This window comes from Mucilaginibacter sp. (genome assembly GCF_965277465.1).
GTDB lineage: Bacteria > Bacteroidota > Bacteroidia > Sphingobacteriales > Sphingobacteriaceae > Mucilaginibacter.
In genome coordinates this window covers 592,019-615,633 of the sequence record NZ_CBDICW010000002.1, presented here as the reverse complement: position 1 = coordinate 615,633, position 23,615 = coordinate 592,019, and the positions used below count along the sequence as shown (strand labels likewise).

Annotated in this window: 21 protein-coding genes and 1 pseudogene; 5 read left to right on the top strand and 17 right to left on the bottom strand. The window is 42.0% G+C overall.

The annotated features are described in order from the left end of the window. From ACQY4U_RS15145 to ACQY4U_RS15115, 7 genes and pseudogenes are all read right to left on the bottom strand, one after another. Window positions 1-1,212: a hypothetical protein gene (locus ACQY4U_RS15145; RefSeq protein ID WP_428330282.1), complete on the bottom strand. Its 1,212-nt coding sequence runs from the start codon at window positions 1,210-1,212 to the stop codon at window positions 1-3. 1 nt (window position 1,213) lies between these two features. Beyond that, on the bottom strand, window positions 1,214-3,139 hold the full coding sequence (locus ACQY4U_RS15140) for a type II secretion system protein GspD (RefSeq protein WP_428330281.1): 1,926 nt from the start codon (window positions 3,137-3,139) through the stop codon (window positions 1,214-1,216). Window positions 3,140-3,146: 7 nt separating this feature from the next. Then, a complete protein-coding gene (locus ACQY4U_RS15135) occupies window positions 3,147-4,268 on the bottom strand; it encodes a GspE/PulE family protein (RefSeq protein ID WP_428331753.1) in 1,122 nt (373 codons plus the stop codon). 72 nt (window positions 4,269-4,340) lie between these two features. Further along, window positions 4,341-4,574, bottom strand: a pseudogene (locus tag ACQY4U_RS15130) (hypothetical protein); the annotation flags it as partial. Further along, a complete protein-coding gene (locus ACQY4U_RS15125) occupies window positions 4,574-5,074 on the bottom strand; it encodes a hypothetical protein (protein WP_428330280.1) in 501 nt (166 codons plus the stop codon). The pseudogene ACQY4U_RS15130 and the gene ACQY4U_RS15125, both read right to left, overlap by 1 nt. Next, entirely contained in the window at window positions 5,075-5,506 is a 432-nt protein-coding gene (locus ACQY4U_RS15120; protein ID WP_428330279.1) for a type IV pilin protein, read from the bottom strand. Between the two features lie 238 nt (window positions 5,507-5,744). Then, complete coding sequence (locus ACQY4U_RS15115) at window positions 5,745-5,894, bottom strand: hypothetical protein (RefSeq protein WP_428330278.1); 150 nt, start codon at window positions 5,892-5,894, stop codon at window positions 5,745-5,747. 280 nt (window positions 5,895-6,174) lie between these two features. Between ACQY4U_RS15115 and ACQY4U_RS15110 the strand changes: the two genes are divergently transcribed. From ACQY4U_RS15110 to ACQY4U_RS15100, 3 genes are read left to right on the top strand one after another with little or no spacing between them, the layout of a single operon-like run. Further along, entirely contained in the window at window positions 6,175-6,360 is a 186-nt protein-coding gene (locus ACQY4U_RS15110) for a type IV toxin-antitoxin system AbiEi family antitoxin domain-containing protein (RefSeq protein WP_428330277.1), read from the top strand. Window positions 6,361-6,411: 51 nt separating this feature from the next. Then, complete coding sequence (locus ACQY4U_RS15105) at window positions 6,412-6,984, top strand: type IV toxin-antitoxin system AbiEi family antitoxin domain-containing protein (RefSeq protein ID WP_428330276.1); 573 nt, start codon at window positions 6,412-6,414, stop codon at window positions 6,982-6,984. Between the two features lies 1 nt (window position 6,985). Further along, window positions 6,986-7,219: a nucleotidyl transferase AbiEii/AbiGii toxin family protein gene (locus tag ACQY4U_RS15100; RefSeq protein WP_428330275.1), complete on the top strand. Its 234-nt coding sequence runs from the start codon at window positions 6,986-6,988 to the stop codon at window positions 7,217-7,219. A gap of 302 nt (window positions 7,220-7,521) precedes the next feature. Here ACQY4U_RS15100 and ACQY4U_RS15095 read toward each other — a convergent pair whose 3' ends face one another. Together ACQY4U_RS15095 and ACQY4U_RS15090 are read right to left on the bottom strand one after the other, a co-directional pair. After that, complete coding sequence (locus tag ACQY4U_RS15095; protein ID WP_428330274.1) at window positions 7,522-7,725, bottom strand: hypothetical protein; 204 nt, start codon at window positions 7,723-7,725, stop codon at window positions 7,522-7,524. A 14-nt stretch (window positions 7,726-7,739) separates the two neighbouring features. Continuing rightward, window positions 7,740-8,042, bottom strand: a complete 303-nt coding sequence (locus ACQY4U_RS15090) for a hypothetical protein (RefSeq protein ID WP_428330273.1) — start codon at window positions 8,040-8,042, stop codon at window positions 7,740-7,742. A 303-nt stretch (window positions 8,043-8,345) separates the two neighbouring features. On the opposite strand from ACQY4U_RS15090, the gene ACQY4U_RS15085 reads away from it, so the two are divergent. Then, window positions 8,346-10,082: a phospho-sugar mutase gene (locus ACQY4U_RS15085; RefSeq protein WP_428330272.1), complete on the top strand. Its 1,737-nt coding sequence runs from the start codon at window positions 8,346-8,348 to the stop codon at window positions 10,080-10,082. 62 nt (window positions 10,083-10,144) lie between these two features. Here ACQY4U_RS15085 and ACQY4U_RS15080 read toward each other — a convergent pair whose 3' ends face one another. The 6 genes from ACQY4U_RS15080 to ACQY4U_RS15055 all read right to left on the bottom strand — a co-directional run bounded on the left by ACQY4U_RS15080 (window position 10,145) and on the right by ACQY4U_RS15055 (window position 20,826). Then, on the bottom strand, window positions 10,145-11,167 hold the full coding sequence (locus tag ACQY4U_RS15080) for a LacI family DNA-binding transcriptional regulator (protein ID WP_428330271.1): 1,023 nt from the start codon (window positions 11,165-11,167) through the stop codon (window positions 10,145-10,147). 191 nt (window positions 11,168-11,358) lie between these two features. Further along, complete coding sequence (locus ACQY4U_RS15075) at window positions 11,359-13,692, bottom strand: DPP IV N-terminal domain-containing protein (protein ID WP_428330270.1); 2,334 nt, start codon at window positions 13,690-13,692, stop codon at window positions 11,359-11,361. A gap of 256 nt (window positions 13,693-13,948) precedes the next feature. Then, window positions 13,949-15,559, bottom strand: a complete 1,611-nt coding sequence (locus ACQY4U_RS15070) for a SusD/RagB family nutrient-binding outer membrane lipoprotein (protein ID WP_428330269.1) — start codon at window positions 15,557-15,559, stop codon at window positions 13,949-13,951. A gap of 24 nt (window positions 15,560-15,583) precedes the next feature. After that, window positions 15,584-18,928: a SusC/RagA family TonB-linked outer membrane protein gene (locus tag ACQY4U_RS15065; RefSeq protein WP_428330268.1), complete on the bottom strand. Its 3,345-nt coding sequence runs from the start codon at window positions 18,926-18,928 to the stop codon at window positions 15,584-15,586. Between the two features lie 143 nt (window positions 18,929-19,071). Beyond that, window positions 19,072-20,070 (bottom strand): FecR family protein, encoded by a 999-nt coding sequence (locus tag ACQY4U_RS15060; RefSeq protein ID WP_428330267.1) that lies wholly within the window; start codon window positions 20,068-20,070, stop codon window positions 19,072-19,074. 162 nt (window positions 20,071-20,232) lie between these two features. Next, window positions 20,233-20,826: an RNA polymerase sigma factor gene (locus ACQY4U_RS15055; RefSeq protein ID WP_428330266.1), complete on the bottom strand. Its 594-nt coding sequence runs from the start codon at window positions 20,824-20,826 to the stop codon at window positions 20,233-20,235. Window positions 20,827-21,327: 501 nt separating this feature from the next. Here ACQY4U_RS15055 and ACQY4U_RS15050 point away from each other — a divergent pair. Further along, entirely contained in the window at window positions 21,328-21,591 is a 264-nt protein-coding gene (locus ACQY4U_RS15050) for a helix-turn-helix domain-containing protein (protein WP_428330265.1), read from the top strand. A gap of 9 nt (window positions 21,592-21,600) precedes the next feature. Here ACQY4U_RS15050 and ACQY4U_RS15045 read toward each other — a convergent pair whose 3' ends face one another. Both ACQY4U_RS15045 and ACQY4U_RS15040 read right to left on the bottom strand, forming a co-directional pair. Beyond that, window positions 21,601-22,437 carry an aminotransferase class IV gene (locus ACQY4U_RS15045; RefSeq protein ID WP_428330264.1) on the bottom strand — a complete coding sequence of 279 codons (837 nt, stop codon included), beginning with the start codon at window positions 22,435-22,437 and terminating at the stop codon, window positions 21,601-21,603. Between the two features lie 74 nt (window positions 22,438-22,511). Beyond that, window positions 22,512-23,555, bottom strand: coding sequence for an RluA family pseudouridine synthase (locus tag ACQY4U_RS15040; RefSeq protein WP_428330263.1), 1,044 nt, complete (start codon window positions 23,553-23,555; stop codon window positions 22,512-22,514). Window positions 23,556-23,615: the final 60 nt, after the last annotated feature.

Below are 23,615 nucleotides of genomic sequence, written 5' to 3'. Positions count from 1 at the left end.
TCAGTAATTAATGGTTAAGCTAAACTGTCCTGTGCTGAGTTCGCTGTTAAAGGTATAACTGTCCAATTGAACGTTTTTCACCCAGGATTTCGTTTTGATCCTGGCGATCCATTCATTGACTGGGATGATCTTATCCGAGCTCCCGTTGATGCGGATGGTCCTTTCAGCGAATACCAGCACTTTTTGGCTGCGGCTCCCGCTAAGATCAAGCGGATCGATCGCTGCTTGCTGCCAGCTGATCTCTTCCGGCAGCAGGGATGCTACCTGGTCAATCAGCGAACTTTTGTTGATTCCTTCTTCATAGCCGAGCGCCTTGACTAGCGCTTCTTTTTTCTGCACATTAACTTGTACCTGCTGCAGATCGCTACTGCTCCGGGCGGACAGGCTCAACTGTTCGTCCAGTTTGGCATTGGCAGCATTCAGTCCGGAAAATACCAGGAAGTTGACGAGTAAAAGAATGAAAAAAACGCCAAGGATAAACAACCCCTGAACTTTTAATTTTTTGTCTTCGAGGGTGGCCTTTAACGCATTTGCCAGGTTGGGTGCTTCCGCGATAACGGGATCCAGTTTTGTACAAAGCAAAAGCTGAAAGACTGCAGCATAAGCGGTCAGCAATTTTTCGTCTAAACTTTCCAGTCCCGCTTTTATGGGGAAAGGTGCTGACGCTTCTTCCTCATAGGTATAGCTGGTCCATTCCTGCTGTTCATTCCTGTTGACCCGGTGCCCGTCAAAGACCAATTCATTGCCATAAAGGTTTAGCTGCGGCAGTATATTGTTAACCGGAAAAGGGCCAAGGCTAAGCATCAGGGGAACGAAACCCAATTCCTTTAAACGGCTGATCCATTTATCGGCTTCTGTTCTTCGGATGATGGATACGAAAGACGTTTTACCGGATACTAGGTGCTGTATATAAAAATCTTCCAGAGTTGCATTCGGCAGGAGCTCGCTGAATTCCTGCGGCCCGATCGTTTCCAATTTGGCTACCTGTTTTTGCAGGATGCCTTTTCCCGAAAGGTTAAGGGCAATTAGCGTTTTAGCCGGAAGCTGTGCTTTTAACTCCTCTAAAGAAGATAAGCCAATGATCTTTTTTTCAAAGGTAAGCTGCTGCTTTTGGATCAGCACCTTGCAGGCAATGATCCTTGCATTCCCCTGTTTGTCCAGGTTAATACTGATACCCGCGCCCTCGTTGATCGTGTATAAGTTTCCCAGCATATCAGCGCAGAATGGTCGGTTTAATAAATACGAGGGTCACTACTTTGGAATTGGTCTTGCTCCGGCTGCTGAACAGCCACTTTAATACCGGGATCCTGGACAGCAAAGGAATGCCTGAAGCCGTTTCGTCGCGCTCTGTTCTTTCGATTCCACCCAGTACGATCATATCTTCATTGTTTACCCGGATACTACTCTGGAATTTACTGGTAGATTTGGGTGGCGGTGAACCGTCAGTCGGAATAGACGTAAAATCGGAAATATCCACGTTGATGCCTAAAGTAACCTGGTCATCGCCGGATACGATCGGCTTGATGCTGATCGTCATATTAGCATCACTTTCAATATAGGTATTGGTCAGAATCGTCTGCGAGCTGGCAACGGACGGGATATAGTTCTGCGTGGAATTTTTATAATAAACGGAATTTCCGATGCTTAATGTTGCGGAATGACCGTTCAGCGCGGTCAGCCGGGGAACGGACCGGGCATCGACATTGCTATTGGATTCAAGCGCGCTCAGCGTTACATAAAAATTAGGCGTGACATGCCCGAGGTTGACCACCTTGCCAATGTTGTTCAGGAAGCTATTAATGGATTTGGAATTAAAGGTGTAATTCAGCCCGGAAAGAACCGTCCCACCGGATTTTACACTATCCTTTGTACCGGCAGATATGCCCGTTGCAATGGTCCGGGACTTGTGTACATCGATCAGTGTTACTTCGATCATGACGACCGGTACCAATACATCCAATTGCTTAACGAAGGTCTTTACTTCGGCGATCTGCGAGGCCGAACCCGATACCATCAGCGTATTTTGCTCGCGGAATTCTTTGATATCCAGATTCTTTTTCCAATCCGTTGGGATCAGTGACATGACGGTATCAATGGAACGGTGCTGGAGGGTAATCATTTCATAGGTCCTAAGCCCCTCTATGGTGCGCTCCCCGATCATGTAAACCCCATTATCACTGTGAAAGGTATAATTCGTTCCCTTGAACAACAGGCCTAGAAAACTTTCGTAGGAACGGTCCTTTACATGAATGGTGATCGTCCCCTTGATCTCTGAGTAAATTGAATAATCAATATTGAGCTCCTGCGATGCCTGTTTCACCAGGTCGAGCACCGGAACATTCACTGCGTTTGCAGAGATCAGCTTTTGCCCGTTTACCTGGCGGCTGAACAATTCCATCCCTCCACCCGGACCCTGGCTTACGGGCCGGAAGGCCTTGCGAATGGAAGTTTTCCTGTCGCCGTTCACGTAGAGTTCCTCTCCATCGCCTAATGGCTGGAACATGTAAAAATCATCATTCGTCCTGACCATTTTCAGCTCATTGGTAAAGGCCAGCTTTTCCAGCGTGGTTTCAAATGGTGCAGGTGCAATAAAAGCGCTCACCTTTTTGCCTTGCAACGCATTGGGTACCACCACGTTCTTGCCGGATAGCAGGGTGATCTTATGGGCAACTGCCGTTAGGCTGTCGTTGTCCAGTTCCAGTGAAAGGGTATTATCCAGTTGGTTATACTTAGCCTTAATATCCTTGGCCTTGGGAATGGCAAACTGGCCTGGATCCTGGTAGCTGGTGATATTGAGTATAGTACCTACCACGCTGATATCAAGACTGTACTTACCGGCCAGGAGCAAAAGAATATTGGCTGCCGTCGCGTTATTGAACGTATCGTTGATCACAAAATTGATCTTTGGATCAATGCTGATGTTCAGGTCGTTGCTTTTTGCCAGTGCGCTAAGGTATTCTGTAACAGGTACTCCGGTAATGACCAGCTGTACTTTATTGTTCAGTCCGGGCACCTGCGCGGAAAGCCGTTCCAGTTTCTCCTGCAGCAGACCGATACGGCTGTCCTGCTGCGCCAGCAGTGTAAGCGGACAGCCGAAGAAAAATATAAGCAACAAATACAGCGTAAATTTTTTATACATATAAGGTTTAGTAATTGAGCAGTAAAGGATAGATCTCATCGATACCGGTTAGCCCTGCGCTGAACAATTCAAATGCATTCTCAGCCAAGGTACGGATGCCTCTCTCCTTTAACAGGTCCTGAATATACATATTTCCGTTCTTTATTTCTATGGCCAGTTCCTGGTCCATTGGGATCACTTCGTAAACCGCTTTCCTCCCTTTATACCCGGTATAGTGACAATGCTCACAGCCCTTTGGCAGGAAATGCTGCGCTATGTTTGTAAAAGGCCGGAACTGCCGGGGATATAAGGTTTCCTGGAATGCAGCCTGCTGCTTGCAATGCGTACAAAGCAGCCTGACCAGGCGCTGTGCTGCAGTGGTATTAAGTGTACTGGCGACCAGGAATGGCGGAATACCCATATCTATGAGGCGGGAAACGGTACCCCAGGCGGAATTGGTATGAATCGTAGACAATACCAGGTGCCCGGTCAGCGCTGCGCGGATCGCCATATTGGCCGTATCGGTGTCCCTGATCTCGCCGACCATGATCACGTCCGGATCCTGGCGCAAAAATGTCCTTAAGGCTGCAGCAAAGTTTAACCCGATGGATTCCTTTAATTGCACCTGGTTGATACCTTCCAGTGTATACTCGACCGGGTCTTCTATCGTCAATACATTCCGGGTTTCCTGGTTGAGTAATTTCAAGGTAGCATACAAGGTGGTCGTTTTCCCGCTTCCTGTAGGGCCGCTGATCAGTACGATCCCGTTTGGCTTTTTAACCCCTTGTAGATAATTTTCCAGGTCGAACCTGGAAAAACCCAGGGTGTTCAAATCAATGTCCGTCGCGTCATTGTTCAGCAGGCGCAGCACGATCTTTTCCCCGAAAAGTGTCGGCAGCACGGATACACGGATGTCAAACTGGAGGTCGCCTTGTTTGAAATTGATACGGCCATCCTGCGGCAGGCGCTTCTCGGCAATATCCAGGTTGGCCAGTATCTTAACCTTGTTGACCAGGGCCGGGTAATCTTCGCGCTTTAGCAGCCTGCGTTCGACCATCATCCCGTCTACCCGTATCCGCACGCGGCATTTGTGCTCATAACTCTCGATGTGTATGTCGCTACTATTCAGGTTGCGCGCCTCCCCGATCAAATTGGGGAGGAAATTATCCGGGCTGTCTATCAATAGTTTAGTAGCGCCTCGTACTTCCTGGTCCCGGATATAATATTTGGACAGGAGCCTCGCGATCTGCTCCGCGGGAATTGCCTCCAGCTTCACTTCGATATTAAACAGAATCTCCAGTTCTTCCTTCAATGCATTTTGATCGGCAAGGTCTTCGCAATAGATTAATACCGAATTTTCCTCACGCGACTTGGGCAGCACACGGTAATGCCATGCCTGGCCCTTGGGGAGCCAATGGATATTTTCAGTTAACAAGACTATTTCTTCGTTTCCCATTATCTTCCGCTTAGGCTTAACAACCAGCCGTCATCTGTTAAATTCACCCGCCAAATAGACCAGGTAGTCAGTAAAAGCACCGCAAGCAGCAGGGCCTGGTGCCCCGCCAGCGGAATTTCCTTGCTTGCCGGTTTCCAAAGCAGCCAAACTGTAAGCACAATGACCAGGCTCAGGATATAAAAAAGCAAAAAGTTCAGCACCGAAAAGTAAAAAGCGGTAGCAGCTAAAAAAAGCAGATCCCCCCAGCCCAGCATGCCATCGGTCACGTTCACCAATCTGCCATGCCTTAATGAAAAATAAAGCGAAAGCAGGGCAAGCTGTAAGGCTAATAAAGCCAGGTTGATCGCAACCGGCTGCCAGTCCCACCTAAACCCCTTCAATGCCCAGAACAAAACCACCAGTAATGGAAACAGCAACCAGTGCACGGCACGGCTCCGCTGATCCTGCACAAAGACCAGCAGTAAAACAAGGACAATTAAGCATCTTAGAAGCAGCTCCACTTAATCCGGGGTTATTTCTCTTAAATTCTTGTCCTGGTCGATCTCCCAAATATTGAATGTTCCGTTACCATTAAAGTCCACCACCGCAGTTGCTTTGGCCGTGAATCCTGTACCGGATACATTGCTGATTTCGATTTTATAATTGGCCCGGCCGTCACTGCCGTCGGTCACCAGCTTTTCCTGCTGAAAACCGATCTCGGTCAGGTCCTTTGAATATTTCGAATGCTCAAAAAAATAATTCTGCTCTAGTAGCTGCAAATGGTTCAGCTGCATTTTGGCCTCCATGCTCTTTGCGCGTGTGATCAGCGGCATCAGCCTCGGCAAGGCCAGCAGGATCAGGATACCGATAATGATCAGCACGACCAGTATTTCCGTAAGTGTATAAGCTTTTACTTTTTTTTGTAACAAGGCCGAATAGGTTTTCATCCGCATAAATATCTAATTATTCTGATGCGCTTTCAAATTTATTTTGAAAAACCTATTAACCATCAGAATAGTCGTCCCTGTTTGGCAATGTGTTTCTTTGATAGGAATTCAGGCTTGGGGCCCACAAAAATGAAATTGCAATATTAAAAACAGTTTTGATAGGATGACTGTTTAATAAAGTTGAGTGGGAAGGTTTAGAGTTTACCACTAAAATACCAAATTACCCTTAAAAATGATTCGACAGTCAATATTGTGTTTCCTTGCCATCTTTCATAAATGTCACATGGGCGCCTAAGTCTTTTTCTTTTTTGATTTGAATGATGTCATCCGTTTTGATAGTCACTGGACCGTCGGCCGTTGCTACAGTTATTTCTTTTGCTACAATAAATCCCATGCTGTTTTTAATTTAGTCTTTCTATTCAAAAATAAAATAATATAATATCTTATATTATTTTACTGCATAATAGCACACGATTGCGTAAAGCCTACCAAGAAATAAAAGCCACTGCGTAGCATAAAGCCGGCTACCTTTCAGTTGGAAATTAATTTGCCTGCCTGAAAAGAAGCGAATAGTCATGTAATAGGGCGTAAATGGAAAAACATTGGCTTCTTAATGAATTTCGATGTTTTATAATACAGATTCAGGTTATTCCTGACGTAACTGATACAAAACGATGAAAATTAGCTCTTACAGATCGGGGTTATTGATTAGAAAGTTTATCGACAAGGATAAGCAATACTTTACTTTGGAGGAAGCAATGACCGCTTTACACCATCGCTCAGCCAGCGCCGTAAGAGAACTGCTGAGCGATATGACCAAGCGGGGATTACTGATGCGCGTCAAGAAAGGCGTGTATTAAATTGTTTCTTACGAAGAAGATGCAGATCAATTTATTCCTAACTGGCACTTATTGGCTTCATGCTTGAGCGGTGATACCGAACACTATATTGGCTATTATTCTGCCTTGCAAATACACGGGTTGATTACCCAGCCATCGCCGCATGAGATGATCGTCGTAAACAAACAGATAAGACCATCATCCATCAAGGTTAAAAATGTCGATTTCCAGTTTATTTACCATAACAAAAAACACATTTTCGGGGCAAAGAAAACCTGGTCGGATGCCTATCATAAAGTTTTTTGTTCAGATCTTGAAAAAACATTTATAGACTGCTTGTTCAAGCCGGAATATAGCGGTGAAATCGTGGAGATCGCAAAGGCCCTACATGCCGCTCAAAACAAACTGGATTATAACAAGCTGCTCAAATACTGTGTCCAATTCGATTCTCAGGCAGTATTGAAAAGGCTGGGTTACATTCATGACTTACTCGGCATTCAAAATCCTATCCGTGAAGAATTGCAACGGATCAAAACCAATTCAGTGGTTTCTTTAGATATGGAGCTTCCAAACGAGGGTAAATACTCCGGCACCTGGAGCATTAAGGAAAACCTGGACGCTGAGACCATTAGGGGACCATACTGACATGATAAAACCCGCAGAGATTCATAAAAAAGCATTTAAATACGGTGTTCGCGACACGCAAATAGAAAAGGATTATATCCTGACCGGGATATTGTATGGAATCGCCCTTCACGAGCGCCTCTCCAAAACTTTGGTTTTTAAAGGCGGAACTGTGCTTAAAAAGGTATATTTCCCGGAATATCCTTTCTCAGAAGATCTTGATTTTACCTTGCTGGATAATGACCTGACCAACTAAAAGGGCACAAAAAGGGCACAAAACATTTGCGTATTAAGAAAAAAAGTCGTAAAATCGCTAATTGAAAGCAATCAGCGCGGTTTTTGTGCCGGTTCTGACAGCATAAGAAAAAGACTGAAAATCCTTGTGTCGCTGGTTCGATCCCAGCTGATACCACAGAAAACCCCAGCCTCTTAGTTTTACTAAGGGGCTTTTTTTATGGTTTAAAGGTTAATAGTATAAAAACGCCGATTATTTGGCGTTTTATATTACAAGAATCCTACGATAGGATAATAATTAATCTTTAACTAAATGCCCATCTTTTAGTAAGAGTGGAAATAAATCATCATATATTTCTTGCCAATTGGCTTGATAGTTCCATAGCTCACCCTTTTATCTTTATGGCGATATTGCAACCCAACTCTGTTGATTTCTTTGGAAAAATTGATAAATTCTAATTCTGCATCACCCCATGTCTTATGATGGATAATATCAGGTATTTTATAAATGAGATCAAGTTTGGTCATACGCTCAATAAAGTTTATTTGTAAACGACCTCCTTAACAAGCTTATTTATCTTCTGTCTCTGTACAGGATTTCGTAGATAAACTTGCAATAACTCATATAAATCTACATCTGAATTGGAGCCCCCGTTTAAATTCAAGACCTTAACTAACACTTTTACAGATTGATTTATATCATTTTTATTTATTTGCGTAAATCTGTCTGTAGTTAATGTTTCTGGAATTATATGAAACATAGGAGTGCTGTCAGCATATTTAAACTTATTATTTAAATACCCTATTAAATCTTCATGTACTTGCTGTTCATTTTCTCTTTCCATTTTGGTTAAATTAATTATTAAGATTGTTTCCTATACTTTAGATGCTTCTATCCTCTTCTTGAAACACCAAGATATTCAACTTCCTTTATAGGCGTTGTTTAATACTTTTCTTAGTTGATTGCACATCTTTAACAATTTCCAGAAAATTCATTGGCTCGAGATAAGTTTAGGTCTTAAATATATTAAACAAAATCCCCATTTTTATTATTAGTCATTATAAAATCGTGTAGCGTTTAAATATATTTTTTTATCATATTTGAACTTTAACATACTACCGATAAACCGGAATATAAACCACTACTTATGCAGGATTTAGACCCTACCATTCTTAAAAAAGCAAACGCATGGCTTCAGGGAAGTTATGATGCTGATGTTAAACAGGAAATTCAAACTTTGCTGGATCAAAAGGCATATACTGAGTTAACAGATTCATTTTACCGCGACCTTGAATTTGGTACCGGCGGTTTGCGCGGAACAATGGGCCCTGGCTCTAATCGTATCAATAAATACACCATAGGCGCAGCCACACAGGGTTTGGCCAATCACCTTAAAAAATCATATCCCGGCGAAAAGATAAAAGTGGCCATAGCGCACGATAGCCGTAACAATGCTGATCTGTTTTCGCGCATTACTGCCGAAGTATTTTCGGCAAATGATATTTATGTTTACTTCTTTAAGGCTTTGCGCCCTACGCCCGAGCTTTCTTTTGCCGTACGTACCTTAGGCTGCAAAAGCGGGGTAATGCTTACTGCATCGCACAACCCTAAAGAGTATAATGGCTACAAGGCTTACGGAGCCGATGGCGGTCAGTTTGTTTCGCCGGAAGATAAAGCGGTGATGGACGAAGTAGCGGCAATAAGCAGTGTTGATGATATAAAATTTAACCGTGTTGATGCCAATATTGAGGAGATAGGCGAAGAGATTGATGAGCTTTACCTGAGTAAGATTACCGAGCTTTCAGTTTCGCCGGAAGCGATTAAGCGCCAAAAAGATCTGAAAATTGTTTACTCGCCTATTCACGGTACCGGTATTACTTTAGTGCCACAGGCTTTGAAACGTTTCGGGTTTGAGAACGTGATTTTGGTTGATGAACAAACCACACCCGATGGTAATTTTCCAACCGTGGTTTACCCTAATCCCGAAGAAAAAGAAGCGTTAACGCTTGCATTGAAAAAAGCGCAGGAAACCGATGCCGACCTTGTTTTGGCAACCGACCCTGATGCCGACCGTGTTGGTATAGCCGTAAAAAACACCGAGAACGAATTTATATTGCTGAATGGTAACCAAACTGGTGCCATGCTGATCAATTACCTGCTAACCGCCTGGGAAGAAAAAGGTAAGCTTACCGGTAAAGAATATATTGTTAAAACCATTGTTACCACCAACCTTATTGAGCAGATAGCCAAGGCCAAAAACGTAACCTTTTACAATACCTTAACAGGCTTTAAGTATATAGGCGAACTGATGACCAAATACGAAGGCAAGCAGTACTTTATTGGCGGTGGCGAAGAAAGCTATGGCTACCTGGTAGGCGAATTGGTAAGAGATAAGGATGCAGTGGTATCAAGCGCGTTTATTGCCGAGATGACGGCTTACTACAAGGATAAAGGCAGCAGCCTGTTTGAAGCCCTGATTGATACTTACCTTGAGTATGGCTTTTATAAAGAAAAGCTGATCTCGATCACCAAAAAAGGTAAAACCGGCGCCGAAGAGATTAAGGAAATGATGGAAAAATTCAGGACCAACCCTCCGGTTACGTTAGGCGGCTCAAAGGTTACTACCCTAAAGGATTATGAAAAAGGTGTAGAAACTGATCTGCTTACCAACACTGCCAAACAAATTGAACTGCCAACATCTGATGTATTGCAGTTTATTACTGCAGATGGCAGCATTATATCAGCCCGCCCATCAGGTACCGAACCAAAGATCAAATTTTACTGCAGTGTTAACGGGAAGCTTGAAAGCAAGGAAGCCTACCACGAAACTGATAAACAACTGGATGCAAAGGTTACTGCCATTATGCAGGATTTAGGCGTTTAAGATATTAGACAGCTCAAAAAGAAAGAGGCCCGGCTACAATAGCCGGGCCTTTTCTTTTTTTATCAGCCTTTTGATTTAGACGAGTTCCTTATTTTGAGTTCTGTTTTCAGGGTGATGGATTGGTAACCCGAATGGTTATTGGTTGTATTTAGCTTATCAAGCAAAACCGTAATCACATTATCGGCAATGGCCTCAATAGGCTGTGCAATGGCTGTTACCGATGTTGAATATAATTCAAAAACATCATAATCATCAAAGCAAATAATGGCAAGGTTTTGCGGTACCTGTAAGCCTAAATGATTAATAGCCTTTAGTAAGCACATCCCAACATGGTTATTACCGCATATAACGGCATCAATATGCTTGTTATCGTTTAAAAAGGTTTGTACGTGTTGTATGGTAATGTTTTCATCCGGGTTAAAAACAATCTCCCGTATATTGGGCGTAAGCGCATGCTCATTTAATGCTTGCGCATACCCTTCCACACGTGCCTGCATCTGGGTTTGCAGCGAATGAAACGTGATGAGGGCAATATTTTTATATCCCTGCTCAATTAAATGCCGCGTTGCATTATAAGTACTAAACAGGTTATCAACCACCACAAAATCAGTTTCAACCTTAGGTAAATTACGGTCAAACAACACAACGGGTAAGCCATCTTTTATCAGGGATGCAATGTCATCCTCTATCCCTTCGGGCGGGGCAATAATATAACCATCCACATGCCTGTCCCTAAACATACTGATCAGGTCTTTCGTTTTCTCGGTATCGTTATCTGTGCTGCAATAAATAATTTTGTACCCATTTTTATAGGCCCTGTCTTCTATCAAACGTGCTATGCTTGCAAAAAACGGGTTTGATATATCCTCAACCATTAAACCAATGATGTTTGATTTACCGGTACGCAGGCTTTTAGCTAACGAGTTTGGTTTATAACCAACCTCATCTACATATTTAAGCACCCGCTCAACCAGTTCGGCGCTTATTCTTTTTTCCTTTGCTCTCCCGTTAAGGATAAATGATATAGTGGTTTTGGATACGTTTAAACTATTGGCAATATCAACTATAGATAATTTCTTTTTCACCGGCAGTATTTATTCATCAAATATAAAGCAATATAATAAGTTTAATAAGGCTTACTATAATACCATTTTACCCATTTACCCCAAAATAAATCGATTAACTATCCTATTTTTTATAAATAGTAACCTATTACTTTAAGCATTAAAGGGCCGTTTGCTTTACCAAACAGCCCTTTAATATTATTCTAATACCCTTATCGGCCGTTGCGCGGATCAGGTTTTGATTTAAGCTGATATTCTTTAGGCGCATCAATACCTAAAAGGTTTTTCACAAAGTAATCCCAGCGGCGGCGCATCATATAAGGCGAATATGCGCCGTAACCATGTGCACTGTTAGGGAATATAACAAGGTCATAATCTTTATTAGCTTTTTCCAATGCCTCAACCACTAATAAGGTATTGTATGGCGGCACGTTATTATCAAGCATACCGTGGGCAAGCATCAGTTTACCTTTCAGGTTTTTAGCATAGTTTTGGTTTGCCTGCGCATCATAGTTTGAATTGGCTACCAGGCCGTTATAGCGTTCGCCCCAATCATCCTCATAGTTACGGTTCTCATGGTTACCTGATTCAGAGATGCCCACCTTAAAAAAGTCGGGGAAACGGAACATTGCACAGGCAGTAGCAAAACCACCACCCGAGTGGCCCCATATACCCACGCGGCTAATATCCATGTAGCTATATTTTTGCGCCAGTTGCTGGATGCCGGTAACCTGGTCAGGCAGGGTATTTTCAGCCATGTTTCCGTAGCTCATATCATGATAGCTTTTTGAGCGCAGCGGGTTGCTGGTTCCTTCAATTTCAACCACCACAAAGCCTAACTCTGCTAATGCCTGGTTATCGCCTCTTGAAGCCGCAAACGACCAGCTGCCAACGCTTCCGCCCTGCGGACCCGGGTATATATAATCAATTACCGGGTATTTTTTATTAGGGTCAAGGTTGGTAGGTGTAAACATCAGTCCGTATATATCGGTTTTGCCATCGTGGGCTTTAACCGAAAACGTGGTAACTGGTTTCCAGCCGGTAGCTGCCAAACGCGAAACATCTGTTTTTTCTAAGGTCGACAGCAATTTGCCATCCATATTACGTAATACGGTAACCGGAGGAACATCGGGTTTTGAATAGCTGTCAATAAAATAAGTATTTGATGGCGATAAAGTAACGTTATGGTTGCCTGCCTCAGGTGTTAACACCGCAAAGTGTTTACCATCAAACCCGATTTTACATAACTGGCTGAAATAAGGATTTTCAGCCTGGCGGCCGTCGGCTATAAAATACAGCTCGCGTTTCTTTTCATCAACCTTAAGCAAACGGGTAACTACCCAATCGCCCTTGGTGATCTGATTTTTCAGCTTGCCTGTTGAAGCATCATATAAATACAGGTGCCCCCAGTTATCCCTTTCAGAAAACCAGATGATCTCGTTGGTTTTAGCAAGATATTTCCAGTTGATGCTTCCCCAGCCAGATTCATACTGCGTAGGTACGGTTTCTTCAAATACTTCCTGAACAGCCCCGGTTGCAGCATCTGCAATACGAACTTTTTCCTGTTTGTGATCTCTTGAGGTAGATACAAAAGCCAGTTTGGTACCTGCTTCGTTCCAGTCAACATCATCAAACGTTCCGCTGCTGGCAATATCATCGCTCAACGTAGCGCGGTGCGGATCAGCCGGAATTTGCAACACAATTACCTTTGGCGCATCAACATTAATAATTACACGCTGAATGGTGGCAATCTCTTTATCGCCGGGCAATGGATATTTCCAGGCTTTTAATGTTGGCTTACCCACGTTTGTAGTTACCAGGTACATATCGCTTACATTACGCTGATCCTGTTTAAAAGTGGCTATCTTTTTTGAATCAGGCGACCAAAGCATTATCGGGCCATCGCCTGATTTCCATCCGGCGTTGTCTGTTGCGTAACCAAAATCTTTAATACCATCGGTGGTTAATTGGGTTTGCGCATTGCTTTTAACATCACGCACCCATAGGTTATAATCTTTTATAAAAGCAGCAAGTTTACCATCGGGCGATATGATCTCGTTCCCTCTGCCACCTCTTCTGCGGCCCATAGCCGGTTCTTTACTGCCTGCTTCGCCGCTGTCTGCTGTAACCTGGTAACTGCTCAGGTCACATTTCCATTGTTTATCTGCCGCCGAAAAGATGATAGACTTACCATCAGCCGAATAAGTAAAAAACTGGAAGGGCAGCATTGATGCCTCATATTTTTCGCCGGTTGCTGCCGAAAGTGAGGCCGCTAATTTTTGCTGATCAAACGCCGGCGCTTTTGTTCCCTTAGCCGAATTGACCAGTATAAATTCGCTCCCCTGCGGTGTTAACGTACGATACCAAAAGCTATCGCCTGCTAACCAGTTGGGGCGCAAACTGCCGTGGTCAATAAATGGTTCGGTATTGTAACTCATCATGCTCTCTGCATGTTCGTAATCTTTAGCAGTTAGGGCTGTGCCTTGCTGTGCGCTTGCCGATAATGCAAACACAAAAGATGTAGCTGTAAGTAAAAATTTATTCATTGCTTATTTAAAAGGCTTTAGTATGCTTTATACTTAAAACACACAATTTACAGCAAAAAAAATACTTTATGCAATTATGCCGGGTTTTGTATCAATTAAATCACACTACCTAACTAATAGGATAATTGGCACCCATATTTTATCTAAAAATATCCTTGTTTTAAATAAGATCTGGCCGCTTCATAATACAAAAAGGGCCGCCTTATAATTGCTTATAAGGCGGCCCTTTTATTTTTTACTTATTGGTTACATCAGCTTAGTTAGCATCCCACCAAACGCGCGAGGTAAGCAAATCGCCACCGGGCACTGAATTGTGTGCCGCATTATAATTTGCAGTGTTTGTACCAGCCTCAATAATAGGATAAGGGAAACGGCGCGGTATAGTGCCGTTAGTTGAATTACCCGGGTACACAACCGGAACTAAAGCAGGATACCCAGTTCTTCTCCAGTTTGACCACGACTCATAAAAATCAAGCATGGTATTGGTAAGCGCCCAGTATTGGGTATTGATCTGGTTTAAACCATCAGCTACGTTGTAAGGGTGTGCAGTTACATACGCTTCGGCGGTTGCATCGCTTACTGTAGCGGCAGCATCATACTGGCTTAGGTAAGTAATAGCTGCTTTTACACCATCGTGATAGTGTTGTGAAGCACTGCCACCTATACCAAAACGCTGTGCAGCATCAGCCAATAATAATTCTGATTCGGCATAAGTTAAAACAAACGTAGGACCATTTCTTTTTATCAGTGCCGGTGCCGGTGATGAATAATCAGGGAAAGTGGTAAAGCTTGGATCAGTACCAATGGTTTGTCCGGCTATGCCGCTAAGATCTTTACCGTTTGGCATACCTTTTTGTACCGATGGATTTGCATTTGCAGCAGGGTTTTGAGTTTTTGTACCATCAGTAAGATATAACTGGGTTACAGCAACTACGCCCAAACGCGGATCGTTAGTACTTTTCAGCAAGTCAATAAATGTTTTAGACCAGCGGGTGTAATAGTTTTCCTGGCCTCCATCGCCTAATAAAATCTGGCTGTTCCTGTTAATAGTAGTACGGCCGCCGCTTGCATCACCTAAAAGATAGGCATCATCGCTGTTATCAGCCATGGTATTGCCAACTACTTTTGCAACGTAAGTTTTTGCAGTTGCAGGGTCAACTTTGCTTAAACGCATAGCTATGCGCAGTAATAAGGTATTACCAAAACGTTTCCATTTGCCAATGTCGCCTTTGTAATAACTATCGCCGGCTGGTTTATCGCCATTAGGGTCAAGCTGGCTGGTGGCATCGCTTACTTCTTTTAACAGATCGGCATAAATAGCCTGTTGCTTATCATAAGCCGGGAAATAGGTTTTATCATAATAACCTAAACCTGCCTGAAAATATGGCACATCGCCATAAAGATCAGTGATGCGCTCAAAAATCAGCGCTTTCATGATACGGGCAATCTGGTGCAGGTTTTTGTATTGTGGTTTACCTGCGGTTGATTGTACCACATCCACTATTGGCCTTACCTGCTCCGGGTAGGCACCATCGCCACCTGTTGCCGTACCGCCCGAAAAACCCCAGTAAGCTGCTGTATAGCCTGAGTTTAGTAAATATTTATCGCCAGCCCAGTAACCAATAACTGACGAGAAGCCCTGCATCATTGTTGAGCAGTAAATTAAGTTTGCGCGCCAGGTATCGTAACTAAAATCAGAACTGCCTGAATAGCCTAACTGCGCACTGGTTAATACATAATTTGGATCAAAGTTCGACTGGTTATAGGTAGCCGGGTTGGTATTGATCTTTTCAAAATCTTTTCTGCATCCCGATGCTACGATCAAACCCACCGACAGAATAGTAACATATATAAATATCTTTTTCATCTTAATAAGATTAATGGTTAATAACTATAATTTAACACTCAGATTTAAACCGAAGGTCCTGGTTGGAGGCACACCGCCTAACTCAAGGCCCTGAGCATTATAACTGTAATCAGATTCTGGATCTATATTGTCAGTTTTCTTCATTACGTAAAACAAGTTGCGGCCAACTACACTAAGTGTAGCACCTTTAATTACATTGTTAAACATTTTACCTGGGAAACTATAGCCAAACATAACCTGGCGGAATTTGATGAAGCTTGAATTTTGAACAAACAGGCTCGAAACGTTATTAGCAAGCGTTGTGTAATAAGTTGATGCAGTGTTTCCTAATGTTTCGCGGTTAGCTAAGGTTGCTTTGTGCAAGCCCAATACATAACCATAGTAGTCTGTTGCTGAGAATATTTTGCCGCCAAATTTTCCGTCTAACAGGAATGACATGTTGAATCTTTTGTATGAGAATTCGTTGGTTAAACCAGCGCTCCATTTACCATAGGCCGATCCGTATGCTTTAAGGGCACCCTGTGCAGGCACACCGTTAGCATCCAAAACAATTTTGCCGCTTGCATCGCGCTGGTAATCAAATGCCATTACCTGGTTTGCAGGTAAGCCTACAATATCCTGTGTAAAGCCATTACCGGTTCTTGATGTTGAGCCAGGCAATGAGGTTTGGCCTGCTGCCAATGCTACTACTTTATTGTTGTTAAGTGCTGCATTTAAGGTAGTTGTCCAGTTAAAACCCGATGATTTGAAAATAGCACCTGATATTAAGGTTTCGATACCACGGTTTTGCAGTTTACCAATGTTTAATATGGCACCGCCGTATCCTGATGTTACTGATGCCGGGGCACTTACTATTTCATCTTTTGAGTTTTTGTTGTACCAGGTTACATCAAGGCTTAAACGATCCTTAAAGAAACGCAGTTCGGTACCTATCTCAAACTCTGATGCCAATGAGGCAATTAAGCTGCTATTTGGCACATTAAGATTGGCAATTAAACCAAGCGGGCTGCCATTAAGCGATGCTGTGTTAAAGTTATAGGCAAGCTGGGTTTGGTATGGCGAAGTTGCCTGGCCAACCTGTGCAAAACCTGCACGCAGTTTACCAAAGCTTAACCACTCAGGGTGCCAAAGTTCAGAGAACACAAACGAGCCGTTTACTGATGGATAGGTTTTGTATAATGGGTTAGTAGTACCCGGTGTTGCTAAAGTTGAATACCAGTCGTTACGTACCGAACCGGTTATATATAAGTATGATTTGTAATCAACCTCTAAAGTTCCGTAAACTGATTTTACAACCTGGTCTGACGGGTTAAATATAGGGTTTGAGTTTTGACTTACGTTTGAGATATTATATACATAAGGAACAATGAAGTTTGAACCATTTAAGCCAAAATACTCTGTAGTAGTTTTTCTGTAGCTACCGCCGATATTAGGAGTGATTGAAAAATCATGGATCTTGAAGGTTTTACCCATTAAAACATCTGTATTTATATCAGAAAAGTTAGTGGTTGACTCCAATATTGAACCAAGCGGCCTATAAGCAGTTCCGGTTGGTACAACCGAGGTATAACGGTCGTTATAAGCATCACGACCGGCACGGCCCTGTATAAAATAACCATTGTTAAAGTTATACCTTAACGTTGCAGATGATATTAAACGCTCCCTGCTGGTATTGTTAATGAATTTTTCAGCAGCAAAATATGGGTTGGTAGCATAAGCATTGGCCGAGTAACCGTATTCGCTGCCATCAGCGTTTACTGCTTTGCTCAATGTTCTTACATCCACGGTAGTAGGTAACAAGGTAACGTTAAAGTTTGAGTTACCCGGACCATCATTTAAGAACGGACGGTTGTGTGCCTGCTCTAAAATGTAGTTATTACGTACATCAAGCGTTAAGTTTTTAGTTACGTTGTAATTGGCTGCAAGGTTAAAAGTCTGCCTGTCTAACCCGGAGTTTGGTGTGATGGCCTGGTTTGCCAAATCACTTGCCGAAAAACGGATGGAACCACCTTCAAAGCTTTTGTTAAAGGCTAAGGTGTTTGTGGCTGTTCCGCCGGTGCGGTAAAATTCGCTGATGTTGTTTTTTTGCGCTACGTACGGACGTAAAACACCATCAAACTGAATTGCGCTGCCGCCATCAATTTTACCACCCCAGCTTGACTGGCCTGATTGAAAAGCTGCACTTGCATCAGTAGGTTTAATATTATTTGCACCCTGGCCATAAACATACTGCCAATGGGTTGGGTTTACAACAGTTTCGGCAACGTAGTTGGAGTTAAACTCAATACCGCTGTCTTTACCGCTTTTTGTAGTGATCAATATAACACCTGCTTTACCACGGTAACCGTATAAAGCTGATGCAGCTGCACCTTTTAATACCGAAACAGTTTCAATATCATCAGGGTTGATGTTACCGATAGCATCACCAAGATCAGGCTGATTGTCGTACTGACTTCCCGCTGCTGAGTTTGGTGTATTTTCCATTGGCACACCGTTTATTACATATAATGGCTGGTTAGTTTGTGTTAAACTTGAAACCCCACGAATGATTACGTTTGATGACGAACCCGGGCCACCCGCAGTTGGGTTAACATTTAAGCCGGCAACCTTACCCTCTAAAGAGTTCATTACGTTTGGCTCCCTTGCCTGGGTCAGTGATTCGCCTTTTATTTCAGATACGGAGTAACCAAGGGCTTTTCTTTCCTTTTTAATACCAAGGGCTGTTACCACAACTTCTGATAGTTGTTTTGAATCCTCATTAAGTAATACCGAGATTTGCGGCGAGGTGATAGTTACTTCTTTTTTAAGATACCCGATATAGCTAAAAACAAGTACATCGCCAATATTGGCATCAACAGTAAACTGGCCGTTAACATTGGTTTGTGTACCGCCGTTGCTGCCTTTTAGCATAACACTTACCCCAATAAGCAGTTGCCCGCTGGCATCCCTTACTGTACCGGTAATTTTAATGGCATTATTGCTTTTTATCGGGTCGGCAGTTAACTGGGGGATCTCATTTAAATGCGAAGCCACACCAATGTAGTTACCTACCATTTTGTACTGTAATTGTGTTTTATCCTGTAATTCCTGTATCACTTCTGCAAGTGGTGCATCCTTAATATGAAGGGTAATAGCAGGCAGGTTATTGATAACCTTATCGTCATAAACGAAGGTTACATTTGCTTGTCGCTCAATCCGCTTAAAGACTTGTTTTACACTAACCTTAACCACGTTTAAATTCATCTCCTGCGCCCGTAAGCCGGTAGCCATCAGTAGTGAAGTGCAACTTATTTGTATGCCGATAATTATTGTAGAAATGCGCATGCATTTTTGGAGTATGGGCAATACTTTGCCGTAAAAATTTATCATATTTGTATGGGTTTAATATTCAAGTTAAACTATAGCCTGCTGTATATGGGTCTCAAGCATATATACACTGGCTGAATCTCATTGCCGGGAGCATTTGCCGTGCTTCCGGCTTTTTTCCTTTCTTAGCTGCTAAGTCGGGGGTATTACTTAATAATTACCGTATTGTCATTGGCTATCTGATACTTAAAGTGTTTGGTAAAACTTAAAATTTCCATTATAGTATCCAGGCGCTGGTTGCTTAGCGTAATGGATATGCGTTCGTCTAAAAGTGATTTATCATCAACTTCTATATGGGTGTTGTATTGCTTTTCAATGGCCTTGAAAACGTTATCAAGGTTCTCCTGGTCAAATACCAAAGGTGCTTTGCACCATAGGTTTACCACAGGCTCAGGCGTTGGTACAGTAATTAGCTGTTTGGTAACCTTATTTAAAACCAGCTGCTGCTTAGGTAACAAAAATACAGCAGGCTCATTAACATGGCCCGGGCGGGTAATGCCCACCTTGCCGGTAATAACGCTTACCTTGGTAGTACCTTCGCGTGCGTAAGTGCGCACATCAAATGAGGTACCTAACACGGTAATATTTAAACTTTTTGTTTTTACGATGAAGGGATGATTTACCTGGTGCTTTACATCAAAAAATGCCCGGCCTTCTACCAGTTCAACCTGCCTTAGTTTGGCAGTAAAATTTGTTGGGTATTTAAATACGCTGTTTGCATTAAGCCACACCCTCGAGCCATCGGGCAGGGTGATCTTTGTTACTTTTTTTGCAGTGATGTTAACAAATTCAGGCGCAAGTTTTGCTGCCTGTTTATTGGTAGTATTAAAATACCAAACACCTGTTACTAAAATTAAAACAGCAGCGGCTACTGCCGAGATCCTCACTATCATTTGCCTCAACACGGCAGGCTTTTTAGTTACTTTTATCTGAGCCTTTTTTTCCTGATCAATAACGTTACGGATATTACTGAAGATGCGTTCTTTTATATCCCTTTCTGTTTCTTCTTCATCAACAGTTACCAGTTCGGTTAACTCGTCGTTATTTATAGTATTGTACCATTGGCTCAGCAGTTCCTTTTCTTCGGATGTGGCTGTACCATTTAAATATTTTTTAGCCAATATCCGCAATTCGGTTTTGTCCATTGGGTTTAATTTAGTCCTCTTTATAGTATAGAGTATAATTTAACCCCTTTACCCTTGCTCCGAATATTAATTTTTATACTTTTTTTTCAAAAAGCAGCACTTTAGCATAAAACCGAAGATATTATGGAAACATAACACAAAAAAAGATTGAGGAAGCGGGTATTATCGTTTAAAAAGCAGGTATATCGCTACAAACAGCAGGAAACTGTTCATTGAATTAACCAGGTTGGCCCTAATAATGCGCAAAGCTTTGGTTAAATGCCCTTCGGCGGTTTTTTGCGATATGTTTAAAGTTTCGGCAATATCAATTATTGAGCGGTCCTGTAACTTATTATATTGAAACACCAGGCGGCATTTTTCGGGCAGTTTGTTTGATAGATCGGTTATAAACTCCAGCAAAATTTTATCATCAATATTCAGCTCCACGCTTGATGCTGCATTCAATATACCCAAGGTATTTTCCTGCGCTTTGTATTGTTTCTCTTTTGCCAGGTAGCGGTATACCGAATAGCGGGTTATGGATGCAAGGTATTGCGGTAAGTACCGGATATTTAAAGCTTCCTTCTTTTTCCATAACACTAAAAACACTTCCTGTACAATTTCTTCTGCAGCATCGGTATCCTTGAGCAGCTTGTGCGCAATAAAATATAATTTATCCCAGTACCGGTTATAGATTTCTGTATATGCTGTTTCATCCCCACCCCTTAGCAAGGAGGTTAACTCGTTATCATCAAGTAAATGAATACTGTCCAACATATTCAGATTTGAACTAAAATAATATTAAATTAACAATAAAGTTATACTCGGAATAAAAACTGTGAGGCTAAAATGCATTTTTTTTATGAACATTTAAAGCAATTTTAAAAATCTATTTTTTTATTGCCTAAAAAATATTCCCTTTCATGCAGCTAAATTAATTTACCTAAATGGGTGTATCCCAATAGTTTTATCCGCATTAGAAAAATTCAGCAAAAAAAAATAAAAAATTATGAGGGCGAAAAACGGAGCATTAAAGCGGATAACTAACCTATTTAATTAAACCAAAAAGCAAACCGGATACCCTTTAGTTTAATAAAACCGCATCCATTTATTCAACACCTATTATTTAACTATAAATTAACAAAAAAATAGCATCAGGAATATTAACTAACTTGAAAGAGCAAAACAATTGTATTAATTATTTCCATTCTCTTTTTTGCCTCCACTAAAAAACCGCGTGCCACTTAGTTACGTTAGTATGTTATTATTATATTACATATGAGATCATTAAGTGATGCGAAGACAAGGGCAGTAGTGTCCAATATTCGTAAAATAAGAGAGTATAGGAACTATACGCAGGATTATTTAGCTGCAAAGCTTGAAATATCGCAAAATGCATATAGTAAAATAGAATTGGGCTACAGCAGCATTACCTTAAACCGTTTGGTTGAAATTGCTGAGATTTTAGAGATTGACCTGGTAGATCTGATCAGTTCAGACAGTGCGCATATTATACAATCAAAACTATCCGTAACCGGGTAGTTTTGATTTTTACAAATTATTAAGTTCTTCGGCCAGTAATTTAGTTAATTCGTTAAAATACCGTCGCACGCCAAAGCCAATAACACTTTGTATGCCCCTGCTGGCATTAGTTAAAAACACTTCATCGGCTTCGTACAAAATTTCAGGGTTTATCTGTGCTTCTGTAACCGGGATATTGTTCTTTTTGGCAAGCCCAATTACCACCTGGCGCATCACCCCTTCAACGCAACCTTCGCTCAGGGCCGGGGTGTATAAATGCTTTTGGTAGTAAACAAACACATTAGCGCTTGATGCTTCGCATAAAAAACCATTTTGGTTTAATAAAAAAACCTCATCAAGCTTGTTTTGCATTTTGTACAAGCCTGCCATTACATAAGTTAATGAATTACAGGTTTTAATGTTAGACAGGTAATTGGTTGGCTTGGGCAGCTCGGTAAAAATATCCATTATCAAACCTTTGCTGTTTAAAAAATATCGGGGTTCATCTAACGATTGCAACTCCAGGCAATAGCCCATCTTGTTTTGTGTGGGGGTATATAAACCTTCGGCATCGCGGTAAACGGTTAAGCGCAAACGGCCATGCTTTATTTTATTACGACGGGCCAGATCAGCCGTTTTTTCTTTCAAAAACCAGGGGTCCATCTGCGAATAGCCATCTATTTTAAGGGCCTTCATCCCCCTTTGCAAACGATCGGCATGCAGTTCAGGAAATTTAACCTGCCCTTTCATCAGGCGCATGCTTTCAAACAGGCCGTCGCCATATTTAAAAGCCCTGTTATTTATTGCTACTAATTTGGTATCAGCAGGAAGTATCTCTCCGTTAAAATTGATGAAAACCGGTACCATATTATTTAAATTAGATGTTAACCCGCAAGTATTGAAATGTTAAAATGAAATTAAACTTTGTATAATTTCAAATACTACGTTTCAGTACCTGCATCTGTTTTAGTGTACTTTCGCCATTTCTGCAAAACCGATTCAAAATCATCAGGCATGGGTGCTTCAAAGTAAATATGCTTTTTAAGCGTAGGGTGTAAAAATCCTAATGATTGTGCATGCAATGCCTGCCTTGGCATTAACTGAAAGCAATTTTCAACAAATTGTTTGTATTTACTAAAAACAGTACCCTTTAAAATTTTATCGCCACCATAAGTAGCATCGCTAAACAAAGGGTGCCCAATATGCCGCATGTGCGCCCTTATCTGGTGCGTGCGCCCGGTTTCAAGCTTACACTCAATCAGGGTAACATAATCCATACGCTCCAAAACCTTGTAATGCGTTACGGACCATTTGCCTTTTTCAGGGTCATCATAAATTGACATTACCCGCCTGTCGTTTACACTGCGGCCAATATAACCGGTCACGGTGCCGTCCTCCGGCAAATCGCCCCAAACCAGGGCTACATATTTACGTGCAATAGTATGCTCAAAAAACTGGCGTGCAAGCCAGGTCATGGCTCTTTCGTTTTTACTGATGAGTAATAATCCGGAGGTATCCTTATCTATGCGGTGTACCAGGCCAGGCCTGCCATCGTTACCCGGCAAGGTTGGCAATTGCTGAAAATGATAAACCAAACCGTTAACCAATGTACCTGTATAATTGTTATACCCGGGATGTACAACAAGGCCTGCAGGTTTATTTACCACCAAAACATCATTATCCTCGTAAATAATATTTAAGGGGATATTTTCCGGATATACTTCGGTATCGCGCGGCGGATGCGGTAATACTACCGAAATCACATCCATTGGCTTTACTTTATAGCTTGCTTTTATTGGCTTGTCATTAACCAAAACATTTCCAAGCTCAATAGCGTTCTGTATACGATTGCGCGAGGCATTTTCAACGCGGTGCATTAAAAATTTATCAATCCGCAGCAACGACTGGCCCTTGTCTACAATGATGCGCAGGTGTTCATAAAGATCCTGTTCTTCCTGCTCAATAAAACCGTTTTCTTCAGTCATCGGCGCAAAAGTACTCGTTTTTAACTTGATTAATTAATGCTAATTTTACATACTTTTATA